The 19,397-nt window shown below is 35.7% G+C and carries 14 protein-coding genes and 1 other RNA gene; 7 read left to right on the top strand and 8 right to left on the bottom strand.

Annotated elements, in window-relative coordinates; all coding sequences use genetic code 11:
* Positions 1–125: 125 nt before the first annotated feature.
* Entirely contained in the window at positions 126–1,751 is a 1,626-nt protein-coding gene (locus FKR84_RS05340; protein WP_141421266.1) for an ABC-F family ATP-binding cassette domain-containing protein, read from the bottom strand.
* 142 nt (positions 1,752–1,893) lie between these two features.
* Here FKR84_RS05340 and FKR84_RS05335 point away from each other — a divergent pair, with 142 nt between their 5' ends.
* The gene (locus FKR84_RS05335; protein ID WP_141421265.1) at positions 1,894–3,309 is read left to right on the top strand and encodes a hypothetical protein; all 1,416 of its coding nucleotides are present in this window, start codon (positions 1,894–1,896) and stop codon (positions 3,307–3,309) included.
* A 115-nt stretch (positions 3,310–3,424) separates the two neighbouring features.
* Here FKR84_RS05335 and fsa read toward each other — a convergent pair whose 3' ends face one another.
* The 3 genes from fsa to ffs all read right to left on the bottom strand — a co-directional run bounded on the left by fsa (position 3,425) and on the right by ffs (position 5,109).
* Entirely contained in the window at positions 3,425–4,081 is a 657-nt protein-coding gene (gene fsa, locus FKR84_RS05330; protein WP_141421264.1) for a fructose-6-phosphate aldolase, read from the bottom strand.
* 34 nt (positions 4,082–4,115) lie between these two features.
* Complete coding sequence (locus FKR84_RS05325; protein WP_141421263.1) at positions 4,116–4,922, bottom strand: SDR family oxidoreductase; 807 nt, start codon at positions 4,920–4,922, stop codon at positions 4,116–4,118.
* An 88-nt stretch (positions 4,923–5,010) separates the two neighbouring features.
* Positions 5,011–5,109, bottom strand: an RNA gene (ffs, locus tag FKR84_RS05320) — signal recognition particle sRNA small type.
* Positions 5,110–5,195: 86 nt separating this feature from the next.
* Between ffs and FKR84_RS05315 the strand changes: the two genes are divergently transcribed.
* The gene (locus FKR84_RS05315; RefSeq protein ID WP_141421262.1) at positions 5,196–6,260 is read left to right on the top strand and encodes a glutaminyl-peptide cyclotransferase; all 1,065 of its coding nucleotides are present in this window, start codon (positions 5,196–5,198) and stop codon (positions 6,258–6,260) included.
* A 4-nt stretch (positions 6,261–6,264) separates the two neighbouring features.
* Positions 6,265–7,803, top strand: a complete 1,539-nt coding sequence (locus FKR84_RS05310; RefSeq protein ID WP_141421261.1) for a hypothetical protein — start codon at positions 6,265–6,267, stop codon at positions 7,801–7,803.
* A 63-nt stretch (positions 7,804–7,866) separates the two neighbouring features.
* Here the strand turns inward: FKR84_RS05310 and FKR84_RS05305 are convergent, their stop codons facing one another.
* Positions 7,867–8,274: a DUF2059 domain-containing protein gene (locus FKR84_RS05305; RefSeq protein WP_233357674.1), complete on the bottom strand. Its 408-nt coding sequence runs from the start codon at positions 8,272–8,274 to the stop codon at positions 7,867–7,869.
* 14 nt (positions 8,275–8,288) lie between these two features.
* Positions 8,289–9,563, bottom strand: coding sequence for a serine hydroxymethyltransferase (locus FKR84_RS05300; RefSeq protein WP_141421259.1), 1,275 nt, complete (start codon positions 9,561–9,563; stop codon positions 8,289–8,291).
* Between the two features lie 113 nt (positions 9,564–9,676).
* Here FKR84_RS05300 and fahA point away from each other — a divergent pair, with 113 nt between their 5' ends.
* Positions 9,677–10,960, top strand: coding sequence for a fumarylacetoacetase (gene fahA, locus FKR84_RS05295; RefSeq protein ID WP_141421258.1), 1,284 nt, complete (start codon positions 9,677–9,679; stop codon positions 10,958–10,960).
* Positions 10,961–11,051: 91 nt separating this feature from the next.
* On the opposite strand, the gene ytxJ is transcribed toward fahA, so the two are convergent.
* On the bottom strand, positions 11,052–11,444 hold the full coding sequence (gene ytxJ / locus FKR84_RS05290) for a bacillithiol system redox-active protein YtxJ (RefSeq protein WP_141421257.1): 393 nt from the start codon (positions 11,442–11,444) through the stop codon (positions 11,052–11,054).
* A gap of 223 nt (positions 11,445–11,667) precedes the next feature.
* Between ytxJ and clpB the strand changes: the two genes are divergently transcribed.
* The 3 genes from clpB (at position 11,668) to FKR84_RS05275 (ending at position 18,640) form a co-directional block, all read left to right on the top strand.
* The gene (gene clpB / locus FKR84_RS05285; RefSeq protein WP_141421256.1) at positions 11,668–14,280 is read left to right on the top strand and encodes an ATP-dependent chaperone ClpB; all 2,613 of its coding nucleotides are present in this window, start codon (positions 11,668–11,670) and stop codon (positions 14,278–14,280) included.
* Positions 14,281–14,396: 116 nt separating this feature from the next.
* Positions 14,397–15,602, top strand: coding sequence for an exonuclease SbcCD subunit D C-terminal domain-containing protein (locus FKR84_RS05280; RefSeq protein ID WP_141421255.1), 1,206 nt, complete (start codon positions 14,397–14,399; stop codon positions 15,600–15,602).
* 11 nt (positions 15,603–15,613) lie between these two features.
* Positions 15,614–18,640 (top strand): AAA family ATPase, encoded by a 3,027-nt coding sequence (locus FKR84_RS05275; protein ID WP_141421254.1) that lies wholly within the window; start codon positions 15,614–15,616, stop codon positions 18,638–18,640.
* A gap of 78 nt (positions 18,641–18,718) precedes the next feature.
* On the opposite strand, the gene FKR84_RS05270 is transcribed toward FKR84_RS05275, so the two are convergent.
* A complete protein-coding gene (locus FKR84_RS05270) occupies positions 18,719–19,396 on the bottom strand; it encodes a M15 family metallopeptidase (RefSeq protein WP_141421253.1) in 678 nt (225 codons plus the stop codon).
* Position 19,397: the final 1 nt, after the last annotated feature.

The raw sequence follows: 19,397 nt of genomic DNA, 5'->3' as shown, positions 1-19,397 counted from the left end.
AACTGTTTCTTTTGTGCAAGGGGTAGTAGCGGCATCCTTTTTTTGCTTCTAAAAGCAAAAAAAGATATAGCGGATAACCCGACCCTTTTTAATTTATGAAATAAAAAAGGGATGCACCCAACTAATTATGCTTTTACGGCATACATTTTTTCGCGTTGTTCTTTTACTTTAGGATCGTTCATATATTCGTCAAAGCTTAAATAACGGTCTATCACTCCGTTTGGGGTAAGCTCTACCACACGGTTAGCCAAACTTTGGGCAAACTCGTGATCGTGCGTGGTAAAAAGTACTGTGCCTTTAAAGTTTTTTAGCGAGTTGTTAAAAGCGGTAATCGACTCTAAGTCTAAGTGGTTAGTAGGCTCGTCTAGCAATAAAACATTGGCGCGTATCATCATCATACGGCTTAACATACAACGCACTTTTTCTCCACCGGAGAGAACATCGGCGGTTTTTAGTCCGTCTTCGCCACTAAAAAGCATTTTCCCCAAAAAGCCGCGTATATAAACCTCTTCGCGCTCTTCTTTGGTTTTTGCAAACTGGCGTAACCAATCTACCAAGGTAAGATCTTTCTCAAAATAACCTGCATTATCTAATGGCAAATAAGATTGGCTGGTGGTTATACCCCATTCAAATTTCCCGGATTTAGGCGTTTCTTGTTCGTTTATAATTTCATAAAAAGCGGTTGTAGCGCGAGAATCTCTTGAGAAAACTACCACTTTATCGCCTTTTGCAAGGTTTAAGTTAATATTTTGAAATAAGATTTCTCCATCTTGAGATGCGGTTAGATTTTCTATATTTAAAATTTGATCGCCTGCTTCTCGTTCTCTTTCAAAAATAATAGCCGGATAACGTCTGCTAGATGGCTTTATCTCGTCTATATTTAATTTCTCTATCATTTTTTTACGCGAAGTAGCTTGTTTAGATTTAGCTACGTTGGCGCTAAAACGTTGTATAAATTCTTGAAGTTCTTTTTTCTTGTCTTCGGCTTTTTTATTTTGCTGGGAACGTTGTCTAGCCGCCAATTGCGAAGATTCGTACCAAAAAGAGTAGTTACCGCTGTAATGATTTATTTTACCAAAATCTATGTCAGATATATGCGTACAAACGGCATCTAAAAAATGACGGTCGTGCGATACAACAATCACGGTATTGTCGTAATTGGCCAAAAAGTTCTCTAACCAGGAGATGGTTTCATAATCCAAATCGTTAGTTGGCTCATCCATAATTAGCACATCCGGATTACCAAAAAGGACTTGCGCCAAAAGCACCCGTACTTTTTGTTTTCCGTCAAGGTCTTTCATCAACATATAATGGGCTTCTTCTTTTATGCCCAAGTTAGAAAGTAAAGCTGCTGCATCACTCTCGGCGTTCCAACCGTTCATCTCTTCAAAAGCCACTTGCAACTCTCCGATTCTGTCTGCATTTTCGTCGGAATAATCTGCGTAGAGGGCGTCCATCTCTTGCTTTACATCAAAAAATGGTTTGTTACCGCGCAAAACGGTTTCTAAAACAGGATACTCGTCATACAAATTGTGGTTTTGTTCTAAAACCGCCATGCGTTTTCCGGGTTCTAAATGCACATTACCGGATGTCGGCTCGATTTTACCGGACAAGATTTTTAGGAAAGTAGATTTGCCTGCGCCATTGGCACCAATTATACCATAGCAATTACCATCTGTAAAGTTGGTGTTCACTTCATCAAAAAGCACACGTTTTCCAAACTGTACCGATAAATTAGATACTGATAACATATTCTAAATTTTTTGCAAAAATAACTAAATAAAACTACTTCCGGAAAGATTAACTTTTAAGTTTTGGTTTTAACGATGAGTTAACATTAGCAATATCTTTCAGCACCTATATTTGTGCGAGAGCCTACTATTTAAAACCACTATGCGATTTTCACTTTTAGTACTTCTTAGCAGTATTTCTTTTATTTTTCTTTCTTGCGAAGATGAAAGTGAACCAATAAGAACTTATTTTTCTGGAGAGATAGTTAATCCTACTTCTGATTTACTTACCCTAGAAAGACAAGATATTATTGTAGATAGTATTTATCTAAACGACAAAAACAAATTTTCATATCAATTTTCTGAAGATGCAGAAGGATTATACACTTTTAGGCACGCACCGGAGACACAAATTTTCTATATTGAAAAAGGCGACAGCCTTTTAGTGCATTTAAATACTTTAGAGTTCGACGAATCTATGATGTATAGTGGCAAAGGAGCAGCCAAAAATAATTTCTTAATGGAAATGTTCTTACTTAACGAAGCCAATAATGACTTGTTATTTTCATATTATAAAATACCGCCTAGTGATTTTGCTGCCAAAACAGACTCTATAAAAAAACGAAGAGAAATACGCTTAAACCAATTGGCTACAAAACATACTTTTTCTGATAGCTTTAAAAGCTTGGCACAAAAAACCATAGATTATGAGTTTTATGGTTTGTTAGAACGCTACTCGTTTTTGATAAAAAAGTATGTAGAAGCATTTCAAAATCAATTTCCTGAAGGTTTTTATGCTTATAGAAATCAAGTAGATTTTAACGATAAAGATTTGCAAGGGCATTATATTTATAGACGTTTTTTGGATAATTTTCTTAAAAATAAGTCGATAGATTATTGTTTGGAAAACAATATGGATAGAAATTGTTTTCGGTTACATAGCATAAACAATTTGCAACGCAGAATACGCCTGGCAGATTCTATCTTTAGTCTACCCGATTTAAAACACCGATTTGTAAAAAGCTTCGCAAAAAGAGAAATAATTTATTCTGAAAAACCTGCAGATATAGACACGGCATTACAAGTTATTAATGATTTTGATCTAAGTGCCGAAAACAAGCAAAAACTACGAGACTTAGCCGAAATACAAAGCTCTTTTTTAACCGGTCATGATATTTCTAATAAAACTATATTAGACAACACGTTAGAGAAAGTAGCTTTTAAAAACATTAGCGACAAACCCAAGGTTTTATTTTACTGGTCTATTTACTCTGGAGAACAACACAAGCGTCAACACGCTATTATAAATAAGTTACGAAACAAATATCCGGAAATAGCCTTTATAGGAATAAATATAGATGCCGGAGAAACCGAACTTTGGCAAAAAACAATAGAGAATTTTGACTACCACGAAGAGTTTGAATATCAAATTGTTGATGTAGGCAACAAAAAACCACTTTATAGAAATTACCTAAACAACATTCTTTTTGTTAACGGCAATTCTATTATTAAAGATGGTAGGTTACAACTGGACGACTCTAATCTGGAAGATTATATTTTACAGTTTTTAAACATGTAAAAAGAATCTTAGTAGTAGTTTTCTTTCTTTTATCAAGATATATTGATCTTAAATTACCGTAATTAAAAAGCCCTCTATACAGAAGGCTTTTTAATTAAATTATAATGTAAAAAAACTATTTATTTCCTTTTTTATAATCTGCTAAAAATTTCTCTAAACCAATATCGGTTAAAGGGTGTTTTAGTAAGCCATCTATAGAAGATAATGGTCCTGTCATAACATCTGCGCCAATTTTAGCACAATCTATTACGTGCATTGTATGGCGAATAGAAGCTGCAAGAATTTCGGTTTCAAAACCATAATTGTCATAAATACCGCGTATTTCTGCAATTAAATTTAACCCATCTGTAGAAATATCATCTAATCTACCAATAAATGGCGATACGTAAGTTGCGCCGGCCTTTGCTGCCAACAAAGCTTGTCCTGCAGAAAACACTAAAGTACAATTGGTTTTTATACCGTTATCGCTAAAATATTTTATGGCTTTTATGCCGTCTTTTATCATGGGGACTTTTACGACAATTTGCTCGTGCAAAGCGGCCAATTCTTCTCCTTCTTTTATAATATCGTCATAATTGGTAGCAATAACTTCTGCGCTCACATCGCCATCTACAATCTCGCAAATGTCTTTATAATGTTTGATAATATTGTCTCTTCCGGTAATACCTTCTTTTGCCATTAAAGAAGGGTTTGTGGTAACGCCGTCTAAAACGCCTAAATCTTGTGCTTCTTTAATCTGCTCTAAATTAGCTGTGTCTATAAAAAATTTCATGTTGTGTTGATTTTATTTTTTCTTGTTTACAAAGTTACAGTTTATAATGTTTCATTAGCATTTTCTCATACCATTTATCTGGCAAAATGTGTTTTAATGCTATACTGAATTTTTGCAACCACTCTCCTACTTTATAATGAATAGTTGGATTATCTTCCTGCATTACGGCATAGACTTTTTGAGCCATAATAATAGGATCTTTTCCCTTATCTACGTGCTCATCCATCAATTCTAACGTGCGTTTGTAGTTTTTGGCATAGGGAGAAGCTTCTTTTACAGGAGCGTGATACCTACCGGCAGCAATATTAGTGGCAAAATCGCCTGGTGCAATATTGGTCATTTTTATGTTGAATTCTTTCAGCTCCATTCGGTAAGCTTCGGTGGTAAGCTCTAAAGCGCCTTTGGTGGCGGAGTAAATGCCACGATACGGCAAGCCCATATAACCGGCAATAGATGTGATATTAATTATAAAACCCGTTTTTCTTTTCCGCATAGACGGTAAAACCGCTTTAATTACCCGTAAAACGCCAAAATAATTGGTATCAAAAACTTTTTGAATTTCTTCATCGGGGGTTTCTTCTAAAGGTCCGGTAATGCCCATTCCGGCATTATTAATAAGAAAATCTATTTTTCCTTCGGCTTTAAGCACCTCTTCTACGGCGGTAAGAATGCTTTCTTTTTTAGTTACATCTAAGGCAACAAAACAAATACCGTCTTGCTCTTTTTGTTTGGGATTTCTACTAGTGCCGTACACTTTATAGCCTTTTTGGTATAAAAAATTGCCAATAGCTTTTCCTATTCCCGAAGAAGCTCCGGTAATGAGTACTACTTCTTGATTCATTTAGTAAATTTCTGTGGCAAATATCTACTTTTTCTATGTAAAATACCGACTAACCAATAAAAAATAAAAGGAAAATATAGGGAATAAAAAATGGCAAGCTACCCACATCACACCGCTACGACCGCTTACCCTTGCTGCGTTCCCGCCCTGGGGGATTCAGCAGGAGCTGGTTGTGTGGGACTTGCCGCTGCAAATATACAATGTTTATCTATTTTTACAAGTATTTTTTAAATAGAATTACCTAAATTAGCTTTTTTTAAAAATTTTATTTTTATGAAAAAATATAAGGTATTGGTTTTCTTCTGTTTAAGCATTTTATTGCTTTCCTGCGGAAAGAACACAAAGAATGCAGCAGAGAATTTTATCTTAAAAACGGATAGTAAAAAAGGTCCATTACAGAAGGGAGATGCCTTAAAACTTTCCGTAAAAAGCAAGAAAGATTATCAAATAGATTCTGTTGTATACTCTTATGGCAATAATAAATTGGCAAAAAGCATTAAAAATGAGCCAATTTCCGTAAACCTAGAAAAGCCATTTGGTAACAATATTTTAAAAGCCTCTGTTTATTTTGAGGATACTCAAATTGAAATTAACAAAAACATAAGCCTGCACAGCAAAACCAAACCTATTGTTTACGGTTACGAAATTATAAATTCTTATCCGCACGATAATGAGGCTTTTACCCAAGGTTTAGAGTTTTATAAAGATACTTTATACGAAAGTACCGGGCAGCACGGTAAATCTAGTTTAAGAAAAGTAGAATATAAAACCGGAAAAGTGCTTAAAAAAGTAGATTTAAATCCGGCTTATTTTGGGGAGGGCTTAACCATTTTAAACGATAAAATTTATTTGCTTACCTGGCGCTCCGGAGATGGTTTTATTTATGATGTAAATACTTTTGAGCATTTAGAAACGTTTTCCTACAACAAAAGTAATGAAGGTTGGGGCATTTGTAACGATGGCGAAAAATTGTATAAAAGTGACGGTACAGAAAAAATCTGGATATTAGATCCCGAAACTTTAAAAGAGTTGCGCTACTTTCAGCCGGTTACCCATAAAACGGTTTCTACCAAACTAAATGAATTGGAATATGCCAAAGGAAAAATTTATGCCAATACTTGGCAAAAAGATGGTGTGGCAATTATAAATCCCGAAACCGGCGTGGTAGAAGGTATTATAGATTTACGCGGACTTCGGAAAAAATTAGAAAATAACGATAAGCTTACCACCGTTGAACACGTTTTAAACGGAATTGCCTACCATGAAAAAAGCGGTAATTTTTTTGTAACCGGTAAAAATTGGGACACCCTTTTTGAAATAAAAATCTTTGAAAAATAAGCCAATGAAATATCTGTATAGCTTACTCCTACTCTGCTCTATTGTTTTTTGGAGTTCTTGTAGAAATGATTTTGAAACCGACCGTAGCTCCGGAAAATTGGTTTTTTCTAAAGATACGGTATATTTAGACACCGTTTTTAGTGGGATTGGCTCCAGCACCTATAATCTTACCGTGCATAACAAAAGTAAAAATGATATTCATATTCCATCCATTCGGTTGGGAGAAGGCGAAAACTCTTATTACAGACTCAATGTAGACGGTTTACCCGGAAAAACCTTTGAGAATATTGAAATTCTAGCCGAAGACAGCATTTTTGTTTTTGTAGAAACCACTGCCAATATTGATGATTTTGCCACCACGCAAACCCAATTTCTTTATACAGATGCTATCGAGTTTGATACCGGTGCAAACCAACAAAACGTAGAATTGGTAACCCTTATTCAAGATGCACATTTTTTATATCCAGAAAAATTTGCAGATGGTAGCACAGAAGAATTGATTTTTGAAAATGGCGAAACCCAAGACACCTTATCCGGTTTTTACCTAGACGATTCTGAGCTTAATTTCACCAATCAAAAACCCTATGTAATTTATGGTTTGGCCGCCGTACCTTCTAATAAAACCTTACAAATAGATGCCGGCGCGCGTATTCACTTCCATAACGAAAGCGGAATTATAGTTGCCAACAATGGCTCTCTACAAGTTAACGGTTTGCCTAGTAACGATCCGGAAACTTTAGAAAACGAAGTGATTTTTGAAGGTAACAGATTAGAACCTTCTTTTAGCGAGAGACCCGGACAATGGTTTGGCTTATGGCTTACGCAAGGTAGCACCAACAATTCTTTTAATCACACAACCATTAAAAACGCACAAGTCGGTATTTTAATGGAGTCTAACGATGGTACCAATAACCCTACTTTAACTTTAAAAAATACGCAAATTTATAATTCTGCCAATTTTGGCTTATTGGCTCGTACAGGCCATATTGTTGGCGAAAACCTAGTTATAAATAATGCCGGACAAGCGGCTTTAAACCTTTCTTTAGGCGGAAAATATAGTTTTAATAATTCTACTTTTGTAAATTATTGGAACAACAGCTACAGAAATTTCCCCGCAGTACTTGTAGAAAATAGATTGGAAACCGCAGAAATAGAATTTGTGTCTGATTTAATTCAAGCAGATTTTAAGAACTGCATTATTTACGGAAACGAAAACTTAGAGCTAGGTCTAAACCCTACAGCTGAAGAAGGCATTGCTTTTAATTACAAATTTGAAAACTGTTTAATTAAATACAAAACCTATACTAACGACTTTACGGAAAACGACCCGCCTTTCTCTAACGAAACTTTTTTTGAAAATGTTCTTCTTAACGAAGCGCCATTTTTCTTAGATCCCAACCAAAATTTATTACAAATAAGCAACGAGTCTGCCGCCAACGGCTTAGCAAATCCTGCTACGGCAACCCAAAAAGACATTTTAGGAAACTTACGAAGTAGCAATCCGGATGCGGGCGCTTATGAAAGCACAAACTTTACGGAATAAAAAAAACCATTTGAATTTATATATCAAATGGCTTTCTTAAATTTAATAAGTAATCAGAAAAAGTTACTTCATATACTTTTGCATAATTGGTTGTAATTGCATTGCCCAAGTTTGCGAAAGTTGCATAGAACGCTCCGTTAACATTGGAGTTTTTTCTAAAATTCGCTTTCCTGCCGGGGTGTCGTAAAAATCTAACATTTTTTGCAAATCTTCTTTACCTATAGTTTCAATATAAATATCTGCAACTTGCTTGTAAAGCGATTTCATTTCGTCTTTAACTTCTTTTTTAAAAGCCTCTTTTTTATCTGCCGGGATCATAGATGCCATTTGGTCTAAAGCACCACCCATTGCTCCTTCTGATTGAATTTCAATATAATTAATCAATTCGGCTTTAAATTCACCTGAGTTTGATTGGGCAAAAGCTCCAAACCCCATTAAAAGAATTACAAATGTAAAAACGGTTTTCTTCATAATATTCATAAAATTTAGTTAGTAAATAAAGGTTTATCTTGCATCATAGCGTTTACCTTTTCTTTGGTTTCTGCTATAATTTTATCGTTATCTATGTTGCTAATTACGCGGTCTACATATTCTACCACTTCTTGCATATCTTCTTCCTTTAAACCGCGAGTAGTAATTGCTGCCGTTCCTACTCTAATACCCGAAGTGACAAAAGGAGATTTATCGTCAAAAGGTACCATATTTTTATTAACCGTAATTTCGGCTTCTACCAATTTAGCTTCAGCTTCTTTTCCGGTAACGTCTTTATTCCGTAAATCTATCAACATCATATGGTTGTCTGTGCCGCCGGAAATTACCTGATAACCTTTATCTACAAAAGCTTGCGCCATTGCTTTAGCATTTTTCTTTACTTGCACCATATAATGCAAAAATTCATCTTTTAAAGCTTCGCCAAAAGAAACCGCTTTTGCCGCAATAATATGTTCTAAAGGCCCGCCCTGATTGCCCGGAAAAACAGCGCTATTTAAAAGAGAAGACATCTTTTTTAGTTTTCCGCTTTTTAATTTTTGCCCGTACGGATTTTCAAAATCTTTCCCCATCAAAATCATTCCCCCACGAGGGCCGCGCAAAGTTTTGTGTGTGGTTGTAGTTACTATATGGCAATGCGGCATTGGATCTGCTAGTAATCCTTTAGCAATTAATCCTGCCGGATGCGCCATATCTGCCAGTAAAATTGCATCTACTTCGTCTGCTATTTCTCTAAATTTTTTATAATCTATCTCACGAGAATAGGCCGATGCGCCGGCAATAATCATTTTTGGTTTTTCTTGATGTGCCATTTTACGCACGTGCTCATAATCTATCTTTCCGGTTTCTTTATCTACGCCGTAAAAAACAGGATTATACAATTTTCCGGAAAAATTTACCGGAGAACCGTGGGTTAAATGTCCGCCGTGAGACAAATCAAAGCCTAAAATTTTATCGCCCGGTTTTAAACAGGCGGCATAAACGGCCGTATTAGCTTGCGAACCGGAGTGTGGTTGCACATTTGCATATTCTGCTCCAAACAATTCTTTTGCGCGTTCTATAGCTAAGGTTTCTACTTTATCTACTACTTCGCAACCGCCATAATACCGTTTACCGGGATAACCTTCTGCATATTTATTGGTTAAAACAGATCCGGCTGCTTCCAAAACTTGTTCACTTACAAAATTTTCGCTGGCTATTAACTCTAAACCATTTTTTTGACGCTGCTTTTCAGCTTCAATCAAATCAAAAATCGCTGTATCTCTTGTCATCATAAAAATTTTCGTTAAATATTCATCAAAAATAAAAAAAGCATTCGGTTAATTATGATAAAATAATATATTTGAATGCAATCAATTTATAAATTATTCTTTTTTTATTGCTTATGACCATAACTGCAAACGATCCCAAGCGTAAAAGCTGGCTAAATGTACCGAAAGATTCAGACTTTCCTATACAAAATATACCTTTTGGCGTATTTTTAACGCGCGATGATATTATCACAATAGGCACCAGAATTGGCGATTATGCGATAGATTTAGGAGCCTTGCACCAATTAGGTTATTTTGAGGGAATTCCGCTTACAGACGATATTTTTTTACAAGATACTTTAAACGATTTTATTGCCGACGGAAGAAAAACCTGGCGAGCAGTAAGAAACCGCATTGCCGAAATTTTTGACGCAGATAACAACAGTTTAAAAAATAACGAAGATCACCGCAAAACGGTTTTATTTACCTTAGACGAAATAGAAATGCAATTGCCGGTTCAAGTAGGCGATTATACAGATTTTTACTCGAGTAAAGAACATGCCACCAACGTTGGTAAACTTTTTAGAAGTAAAGAAGACGCGCTTATGCCCAATTGGTTACATATGCCGGTTGCTTATCACGGTAGAAGCTCTTCTATAGTTGCAAGTGGTATTCCTGTGCATAGACCGCAAGGTCAAAAAATGCCGCCGGGAGCAGAAAAACCTATTTTTGGACCGTCAAGAAAAGTAGATTTTGAATTGGAAATGGCTTTTATCACAACGGCAGGAAACCCAATTGGTGAGCCTATTTCTGCAGAAGATGCAGAAGATTACATTTTCGGAATGGTTTTATTTAATGACTGGAGTGCGCGCGATATACAAACTTGGGAGTATAAACCTTTAGGACCGTTTTTAGCGAAAAACTTCGCTTCTACTGTAAGCCCTTGGATTGTTACTTTAGACGCCTTGGAACCTTTCCGTACAGAAGGACCAAAACCGGTTGTAGAACAATTACCTTATTTACAAACTTCCGGTAAGAAAACATTTGATATAAATCTAGAGGTTGCATTACAACCCAGAAATAAAGAAGAGACAACACTTACCAATTCTAATTTTAAGTATTTGTACTGGAATATTAGTCAGCAGCTCGCACACCACACCATTAATGGTTGTCCGGTAAACAGCGGCGATATGATGGGAAGTGGCACCATTTCGGGAAATAAACCAAAGTCTTCTGGTTCTTTATTAGAACTTTCTGAAAATGGTAAAAATCCTGTAAAACTAAAAGATGGTGGCGACCGTAAATTTGTAGAAGATAACGATACAGTTATTATGCGTGGCTACTGTAAAAATCAAACTATACGGCTTGGTTTTGGCGAAGTGCGCACAAAGTTGTTGCCTATTTTTGAAAGCAAATAAAAAGCTAAGCAGAAAAAACGGCTACCAAAAAATAGTAAGTTTATTAAAAGCTGTTTCAAAAAGTAGTAAATTTTTGAAACAGCTTTTTTTATTATACATGTTTTGCAATTTGACTGGCATCAATGGCTTGGTGCGATGCATCTCCTATAACTTCACCATTTTCCAAAACAATTACTTGAGGCGACTGGTGCGTTACCCGAAACCTTTCTGCTATTTTATTCGATAAGTCACGATAACGTATTAAATCCAAAAAGTAAAGCGCTATTTTATCTTCATCAAAATCTGCTTCGGCTTCAAAACGATTTAAAACCATTCGGCTAATGCCGCAACGCGTAGAATGTTTAAAAATCACCACTAGCTTGTTGTGAGACGTTTCTAACATTTCATTAATCATCGCTTCACTACCTATTGCTTTCCAAGCTAAAGAATTCTTTTCTTCGTTGGTGTCTGTATCTTTTCCAAAAAAATTATCTAAAAAACCCATTATTCCGTAATTAAAAATGTGTTGTAAGATATTAAAATTATTAATTTTAAAAAGGATTTTAGAAATGCTTAACGCTTACATATTTAAAATAACTGGCTTTTGTAGTATCTTTCCATAATACAAAAACTGTAATTTTGACAGTATCCAGCAAAGATCTTGGTGACTTTTTGTCGTGTTTTTAAAAAGGCATATCTATTGCTAAATTAAAGGAAAACAAAAGAATATGAATTTGAACAATTTTACCATAAAATCACAAGAGGCCATACAGCAAGCGCAGCAGCTTGTGCAGGAATTGGGCCATCAGCAAATAGAAAACGAGCACATTTTTAAAGCCATAAGTACGGTAGATGAAAATGTAACTCCCTTTTTGCTGAAAAAATTAAGTATTAACGTTGCACTTTTTACACAATTACTGGACAAAACTTTAGAAAGTTTTGCAAAGGTAAGTGGTGGCGATATAATGCTTTCGCGGGAAGCGGGAAAATCTATTAACGAAGCCACTAGCATAGCTAAAAAGATGAATGACGAATATGTTTCTATCGAACATCTTATTCTAGCAATCTTTAAATCGAATTCTAAAGTAGCGCAAATTTTAAAAGACCAAGGCGCTACAGAAAAAAACTTAAAAGCAGCTATTGAAGAATTGCGACAAGGCGACCGAGTAACTTCGCAAAGTGCCGAAGAAACCTATAATTCTTTAAATAAATATGCCAAGAACTTAAACGAAATGGCTGAAAGCGGAAAATTGGATCCCGTTATTGGTCGGGACGAAGAAATACGCAGAATTTTACAAATTTTATCACGTCGTACCAAAAACAACCCGATGCTAGTAGGAGAGCCCGGTACAGGTAAAACTGCAATTGCAGAAGGTTTGGCGCATAGAATTATTGCTGGCGACATTCCAGAAAACCTGAAAAATAAAGTAATTTACTCCTTAGATATGGGCGCTCTAATTGCCGGCGCAAAATATAAAGGAGAATTTGAAGAACGTCTAAAAGCAGTTATAAAAGAAGTTACTTCTAGCGATGGAAATATTGTTCTTTTTATAGACGAGATTCACACCTTAGTTGGTGCCGGCGGCGGACAAGGCGCTATGGATGCAGCCAATATTTTAAAACCAGCCTTGGCCAGAGGAGAGTTGCGGGCAATTGGCGCAACTACGTTAGACGAATACCAAAAATATTTTGAGAAAGACAAGGCATTAGAACGTCGCTTTCAACGCGTAACCGTAAATGAACCTGATACAGAAAGCGCGATTTCCATCTTACGTGGAATTAAAGAAAAATACGAAACCCACCATAAAGTACGTATTAAAGACGAAGCAATTATTGCGGCAGTAGAACTTTCGCAACGCTATATTACCAATAGGTTTTTACCGGACAAGGCTATTGACTTGATGGATGAAGCAGCATCTAAATTACGTATGGAAATTAATTCTAAACCCGAAGAACTCGATGTTTTAGACCGCAAAATAATGCAGTTGGAAATTGAAATTGAAGCGATTAAACGCGAAAAAGATGAAGATAAATTAAAATCGCTTAAAGCAGATCTAGCCAACCTTAAAGAAGAACGTAGCGAGTTAAATGCTCAATGGCAAAATGAAAAAGGCGTGGTAGATAACATCCAGCAAGCCAAAACAGACATTGAAAACTTTAAATTAGAAGCAGAACGTGCAGAACGCGAAGGCGATTATGGAAAAGTAGCCGAAATTAGGTACGGAAAAATAAAAGAAGCCCAAGAACGTCTGGAAAAGCTGCAGAAAGAAATGGCAGAACAAAAAGCCAGCGGTTCTAAAACGTTGATTCAAGAAGAAGTTACCAACGAAGATATTGCCGATGTTGTAGCAAAATGGACGGGAATTCCGGTAACTAAAATGCTACAAAGCGAACGTGAAAAATTATTACATTTAGAAGAAGAATTACACAAACGCGTTGTAGGGCAAGATGAAGCTATACAAGCGGTAAGTGACGCTATTAGAAGAAGTCGAGCCGGTTTGCAAGACCAAAAAAGACCAATTGGTAGTTTCTTATTTTTAGGAACAACCGGGGTTGGTAAAACCGAGTTAGCAAAAGCTTTGGCCGAATATCTTTTTGATGATGATTCTGCGATGACCAGAATAGATATGAGCGAATACCAAGAACGCCACTCAGTAAGTAGATTGGTTGGCGCGCCTCCTGGGTATGTTGGCTACGACGAAGGCGGCCAATTAACAGAAGCTGTGCGACGCAAACCTTACTCTGTTGTATTGCTAGATGAAATTGAAAAAGCGCACCCAGATACTTTCAATATACTTTTACAAGTTTTGGATGAAGGTAGGTTAACAGATAATAAGGGACGATTGGCAGATTTTAGAAACACGATTATTATAATGACTTCTAATATGGGAAGCCACGTGATTCAAGAAAAATTTGATGCGGTGCAAGATATTGAAACCGCTATGGAAAGTGCCAAAGTGGAAGTACTTGGTTTACTGAAACAGCAAGTAAGACCCGAATTTTTAAATCGGATAGACGATATTGTAATGTTTAGTCCGTTAAGTCAAGAAAATATTAAAGAAATTGTTGGCTTGCAACTAAAAGGAGTAAGCAGAATGTTGGCAGAGCAAAATATCACTATAGACGCTACAGAAGAAGCAAATGCGGTATTATCTCAAAAAGGATTTGACCCACAATTTGGTGCCAGACCGGTAAAAAGAACCATTCAAAAAGAAGTTTTAAACAAGCTTTCTAAAGAAATTCTTTCCGGAAAAATTTCTGCAGATAGTATAATTTTGATAGATGCTTTTGATGGCGAAATTGTTTTTAGGAACGAAACCGCCCCAAGCGTAGAAAGTTAAGATTAGTAAACTATTTATTATAAAAGCAGTCAAACTTCATTAAAAGTTTTGACTGCTTTTTTTATTAAATATCGCTTAGGCTTTGTAAATTGAGCCTTTCATAACATTGTTATTTCATGAAAATTTTACACACCGCAGATTGGCATATTGGTAAACGCTTGCACAAACATTATTTGTACAAAGATTTCGATTTGTTTATTGGTTGGCTTTGCGACCTTATTCATCAAGAAAAAATTGATGTTATCTTGGTTTCCGGTGATGTGTTTGATTTAGCAAACCCTTCCGCGGAAGCGAGAAAACAATATTACCAAGCTTTAATTGCGTTAAAAAGTTTAAACTGTCATCTGGTTATAACCGGCGGCAACCACGACTCTCCCAGCATGCTCGACGCGCCAAAAGATTTGTTACAGGCTTTAGAAATGACGGTTATTGGCGGTTTGCCCGAAAAAATAGAAGATTGCATAATTGCGCTACCAAATCAAAAAAATCCTGAAGTTATAATTGCCGCTCTCCCCTATTTGCGCGATGCAGATGTGCGTTTGGCCAGCGAAGGAAATACCTACGAAGATAGATTGGCTGCCATTAGAGAGGGAATTCAAGCACGGTTTGATGAAGCCGCGGCAATCTGCAAAGAAAAATATCCAGACATTCCCGCCATTGCTATGGGACATTTGTATGCGGCGGGCGTAAGCACCTCAGAAAGTGAGCGCGATATACAAATTGGGAACCAAGCGGCCTTTAAAGCGGAGCAATTTAGCAAATATTTTTCGTATGTTGCTTTAGGACACATTCATCAGCCGCAGCGTGTAAATGCTCAGGTTCCTACATTTTATAGTGGCTCTCCACTTATGTTTTCGTTTAGTGAACGTAAAGATGAAAAACGCGTCTTGGTAATAGATACAAAACAAGGTTTTGAACCAGAAAGCTTTGCAATTCCGCCGTTTAGAAAACTATTAAAAATTGCCGGAAACTTAGAGGAAGTGCAAGATAAATTAGCAAATCTAGAGCACGAAGGCAAATTAGATACTTTGGTAGAAGTAGAAATGCGAGAACAGGATTACAGTACTAAAAAATTGGCGCAATTAGATGATTTGATCAGCAATTATAAAAAAGACAATATCGAAATTATAAAATACCGGGCGCAGTTTAAAAATCAGCAACAACAAAGCAGCGAAGTTTTTGGTAGCAGGCAAAATTTAGAAGATTTAAAACCCAAAGAAGTGTTTGAATCGCTACTAGAAAAAGAAGCTTATTTGCCGGAAGAAAAACAAGAATTGCTGCACACCTTTGATGAATTAAAAGAACTGCTAACCACCGAATAGTTAATTGCATAATGAAAATTTTAAAACTGCATTTTAAAAATATCAATTCTTTAAAAGGCGAACACGAAGTAGATTTTACCCGAGCACCATTTGTGCAAAACAATTTATTTGCAATTACCGGCCCCACAGGAAGCGGAAAAACAACTTTGCTGGACGTAATTTCTTTGGCACTTTTTAACCAAGTGCCGCGTTTGGGAAAAATGAGCACTTCAGAAGTTTTGAAAAAAGGCGCCATTCTTACCCGTAATCAAAAAGAAGCATTTGCGCAAGTTACTTACGCTTGCGCGGAAGGGAAATTCTGTTCGCGCTGGGAAATTTCTACCGCTAGAACTGGTAATTTGCGCGATTATGAAATGTTTGTATCGGAAGTTGCTACAAATAAAACTTTGTCTTTAAAAAAGTCTGAAGTGCCAACAAAAAACGAAGAATTAATTGGCCTTAATTACGAGCAGTTTATTAAATCTGTTGTTTTGGCGCAAGGAGATTTTGCCAAATTTTTACAAGTTCCTAAAAAAGAACGTGGCGCACTTTTAGAAAAAATTACCGGCACCGGAATTTATAGACAATTAGGACAACTAGCATATAAAAAATACACCGAACTGGAGAAAACGGTAAACGAGCAAAAAACCAAGATTTCTACCTATGAAGAGCAATTAATTTCTGATAAAGTTTATTTAGAAAAACAAAAACAAGCAGAAGAATTGCGGCAATTAAAAGAAAAAAATCAAAAAAATATAGACCAACTTAAAGTTGCAATAGGAGAAAAAGAAAAATTAGCTGACTTAGAAAAAAATCTACAAAGGCTTACGACAGAAAATGAAGAAAACGAGGAGAAACTAAAGAATTTTATAAAAGAAAAAGGTGCAGCTCTAAAAAAACACCAAGAATTACAAGGCTTTACGGAAGAAATTCAGCAATGGAAAAATTTTTCTGAACAAGTAGTAAACTTGCATGAAAAAGAGAACTACAACCAAAAAAAATTAGCCGCTATAAAAACAAAATTAAAACAAAATGGCGAAGTATTTCGCACTACTTTCGGTTTGGACTTTACGGAAGATAATTTTCAAGAAGAACTTGAAGATTATAAGCTAAAAGTTCGTGAGTTATATAAAGATAAGCAAAGTATTGGCACCGAATTTCAGGCATTGGCAAAAAATCTTCAGCAAGAATTGAAGGATTTTGGCTTCCAATTATCAAAAAAGAATCCACAAGAAAATCTTCAGCAATTAGAAGATTTACAGCGTCAAAACGAAAATAAAAAAAACAGTTTAGAACAGAAACATGCTTTTTCTGAAAACACAAAAATTAATGAGGAGCAAGAGAAAATTCGGCTACAGCTAAAAGAATTAAGAGCGGCAGAAAAGTTATATTCTGAAATTAAGCAATTAGAAAAAGAAGTCACAAAATTTAAAACAGAGCAAGAAGCAAAGCAAAAACAAATTGAAGGTTTTCCGGAAAGAATAAAAGAATTAACGCAAGAAGTAAAAATGCTCAACTTGCAGATAGAAGCCAAAGAAAATGAGCAAAAAATAGCTTTGTTACAAAAAAAACTAGAAGATTACCGCAAAGAATTAGAAGCAGAAAAACCGTGCCCGTTATGCGGAAGTTTAGAACATCCGTACGCAGAACACCTCCCGGAAAAAGATGATAAAATTAAAACCGCACTAAAAAAATTACAAAACGAACTGAATATAAAACAGAAAGAGTTAACGCAAAAAGAAACCAAATTAGAAACTACGCTTGCGCAAAACAAGAGCTTAGAGAAGTCTATTTTAGAAAACAACGCTGAAATACAAAAAAAACAAAAAAGCTACCAGACAGAATTTTCTCAAAACTTACAAGACTTAAAATTGCAAGATTTTGCGAATTTGGAAGAAAAATACACTGACAAATTAGATGCTTTGCAGGCTTATGATAGATTTTCGCGACAAGCAGAGCAATTGGAAAAAGCTTTGAGAAACCTAAAATCTTTAAAGCTTTTATTGCAAAAAGGAAAAAGCAAACTAGAAGAAATTGCAAAGTTTTTTAAAGGAGACGATTTTGAAGCGGAAATCAATACAACAGAAAAAGATTATTTTAATTTTAGTCAGGAAAAAAAACAACTAAAAAAACAACAAACCGATTTAGAAGAAGAGAAAAAAGAAATAGAAAAAAAGCTGCAAAAAAATACCGAAACCTTAGAAGCCAATTTAAAACCTTTGGGTTATACTTCTATTCCGCAAGCTTTAAAAAATCTATTACCGCATAATCTTGTAAGTAGTTATCAAAAAGAGCACGAAGATTTAAAAAACAGGCAAATAAGTTTGCATACGCGTATAAACGATTTAAAGAAACAACAAGAAGCTGCACAAGAAAAAGTGGTTGGTACGAGTTTAGAAGATTTACGAGAAGGTTTGGAGCAAGAAACGCAAAAACAGGCCACAACCGATAAAGATTTGCGCGAATTACACCGCATAATTACCAATCAGCTACAAAATATAAAAACGATTAATAAGTTAAAATCTGAAATTAGAGATCAATTGCAAATCAATAAACGTTGGAAAATTTTGAAAGAATTAATTGGCGATGCAACGGGAAATAAATTTAACGATTATGCGCAAGATTTAACTTTATCGCAATTGCTTATTTTAGCTAACAAACGCTTAGCGCTGTTAACAGATCGTTATAAAATGGACAAGCCTATAGCAGACGAAGACGATAGTTTGGTAGCTATAGACAAACATATGGGCGGGCAGCGCAGATCTGTAAAAACCCTATCTGGCGGCGAAACTTTTTTACTGAGTTTGGCGCTGGCTTTGGCTTTATCGGATTTTGCTTCGCGAAATGTAGAAATAAATAGTCTTTTTATAGACGAAGGTTTTGGAACGCTAGATCCAGAGACTTTAGACCAGACCTTAGATACTTTGGAAGTTTTACAAGCAAAATCTTCTAAAATGATTGGTGTTATTAGCCACGTTAGCAGTTTAAAAGAACGCATTGCTACGCAAATTCAGTTGAGCCAGAACGGTCAAGGTTATAGCAGTTTGAAAGTGGTTTAAGAGCTTGAAGATGAAAATGAAAATAAAAAAAGTAAGTTCTCTTTTACAGTTAAAACGGAATTATTTACGATAAAATATTTATTGCACAGGAAAATCAAAATAGGTATCAGGAAAAGGTTCATTATATAAAGTATAATGCCACCATTCTTTGGGATAAGCAATAAAGCCAAATTTACGCATTCCTTTTTTTAAGAGTTTTCTGTTTTTCTTTTGGGCTTTACGGATTTGTTTTGTGCCGTGATGCGAAATCTCACCGAAAAAATCATACGGACTTCCCATATCCAATTCTTTGCCCGTTTTTAGATCTATTAAAGTTAAATCTATTGTACTACCACGAGAATGACCGGACTTGGTAGCTATATAACCCAGAGAAAACAAATCTTTTTTTGCCACCTTTGGATAAAATTCTTCTTTGGCCAAGGTGTCATCTTTTTTGCGCGCCCACTCCATAAAACTATTTACAGCGCGTTGCGGTCTGTAGGCATCAAAAATTTTAAACGTGTATCCTTTCCGTAAAAAATACCGATAAGCTTTTTCTAGTTGCTCCAAAGCTTTTTTACTTAAAATTGCTTTGGGTTGCTGATAGCCTTCTACCGGTTTTCCGGTAAAATTATGTTTTCCCGCATAACGAATTTCTAAAACAGCTACATCTAAAGAATCAGTAACATATCCAAATTCCGGCGGAATTTTTGCGTCTTGCGCGTGAAAAACCCAGACGCAAAAAATTCCGCACAGAAAACAGATAATTTGTTTCATT

The organism is Haloflavibacter putidus (genome assembly GCF_006546625.1).
GTDB lineage: Bacteria > Bacteroidota > Bacteroidia > Flavobacteriales > Flavobacteriaceae > Mesonia > Mesonia putida.
The sequence above is the reverse complement of the archived record's forward strand: the minus strand, read 5'-3'. Positions and strand labels throughout refer to the sequence as shown.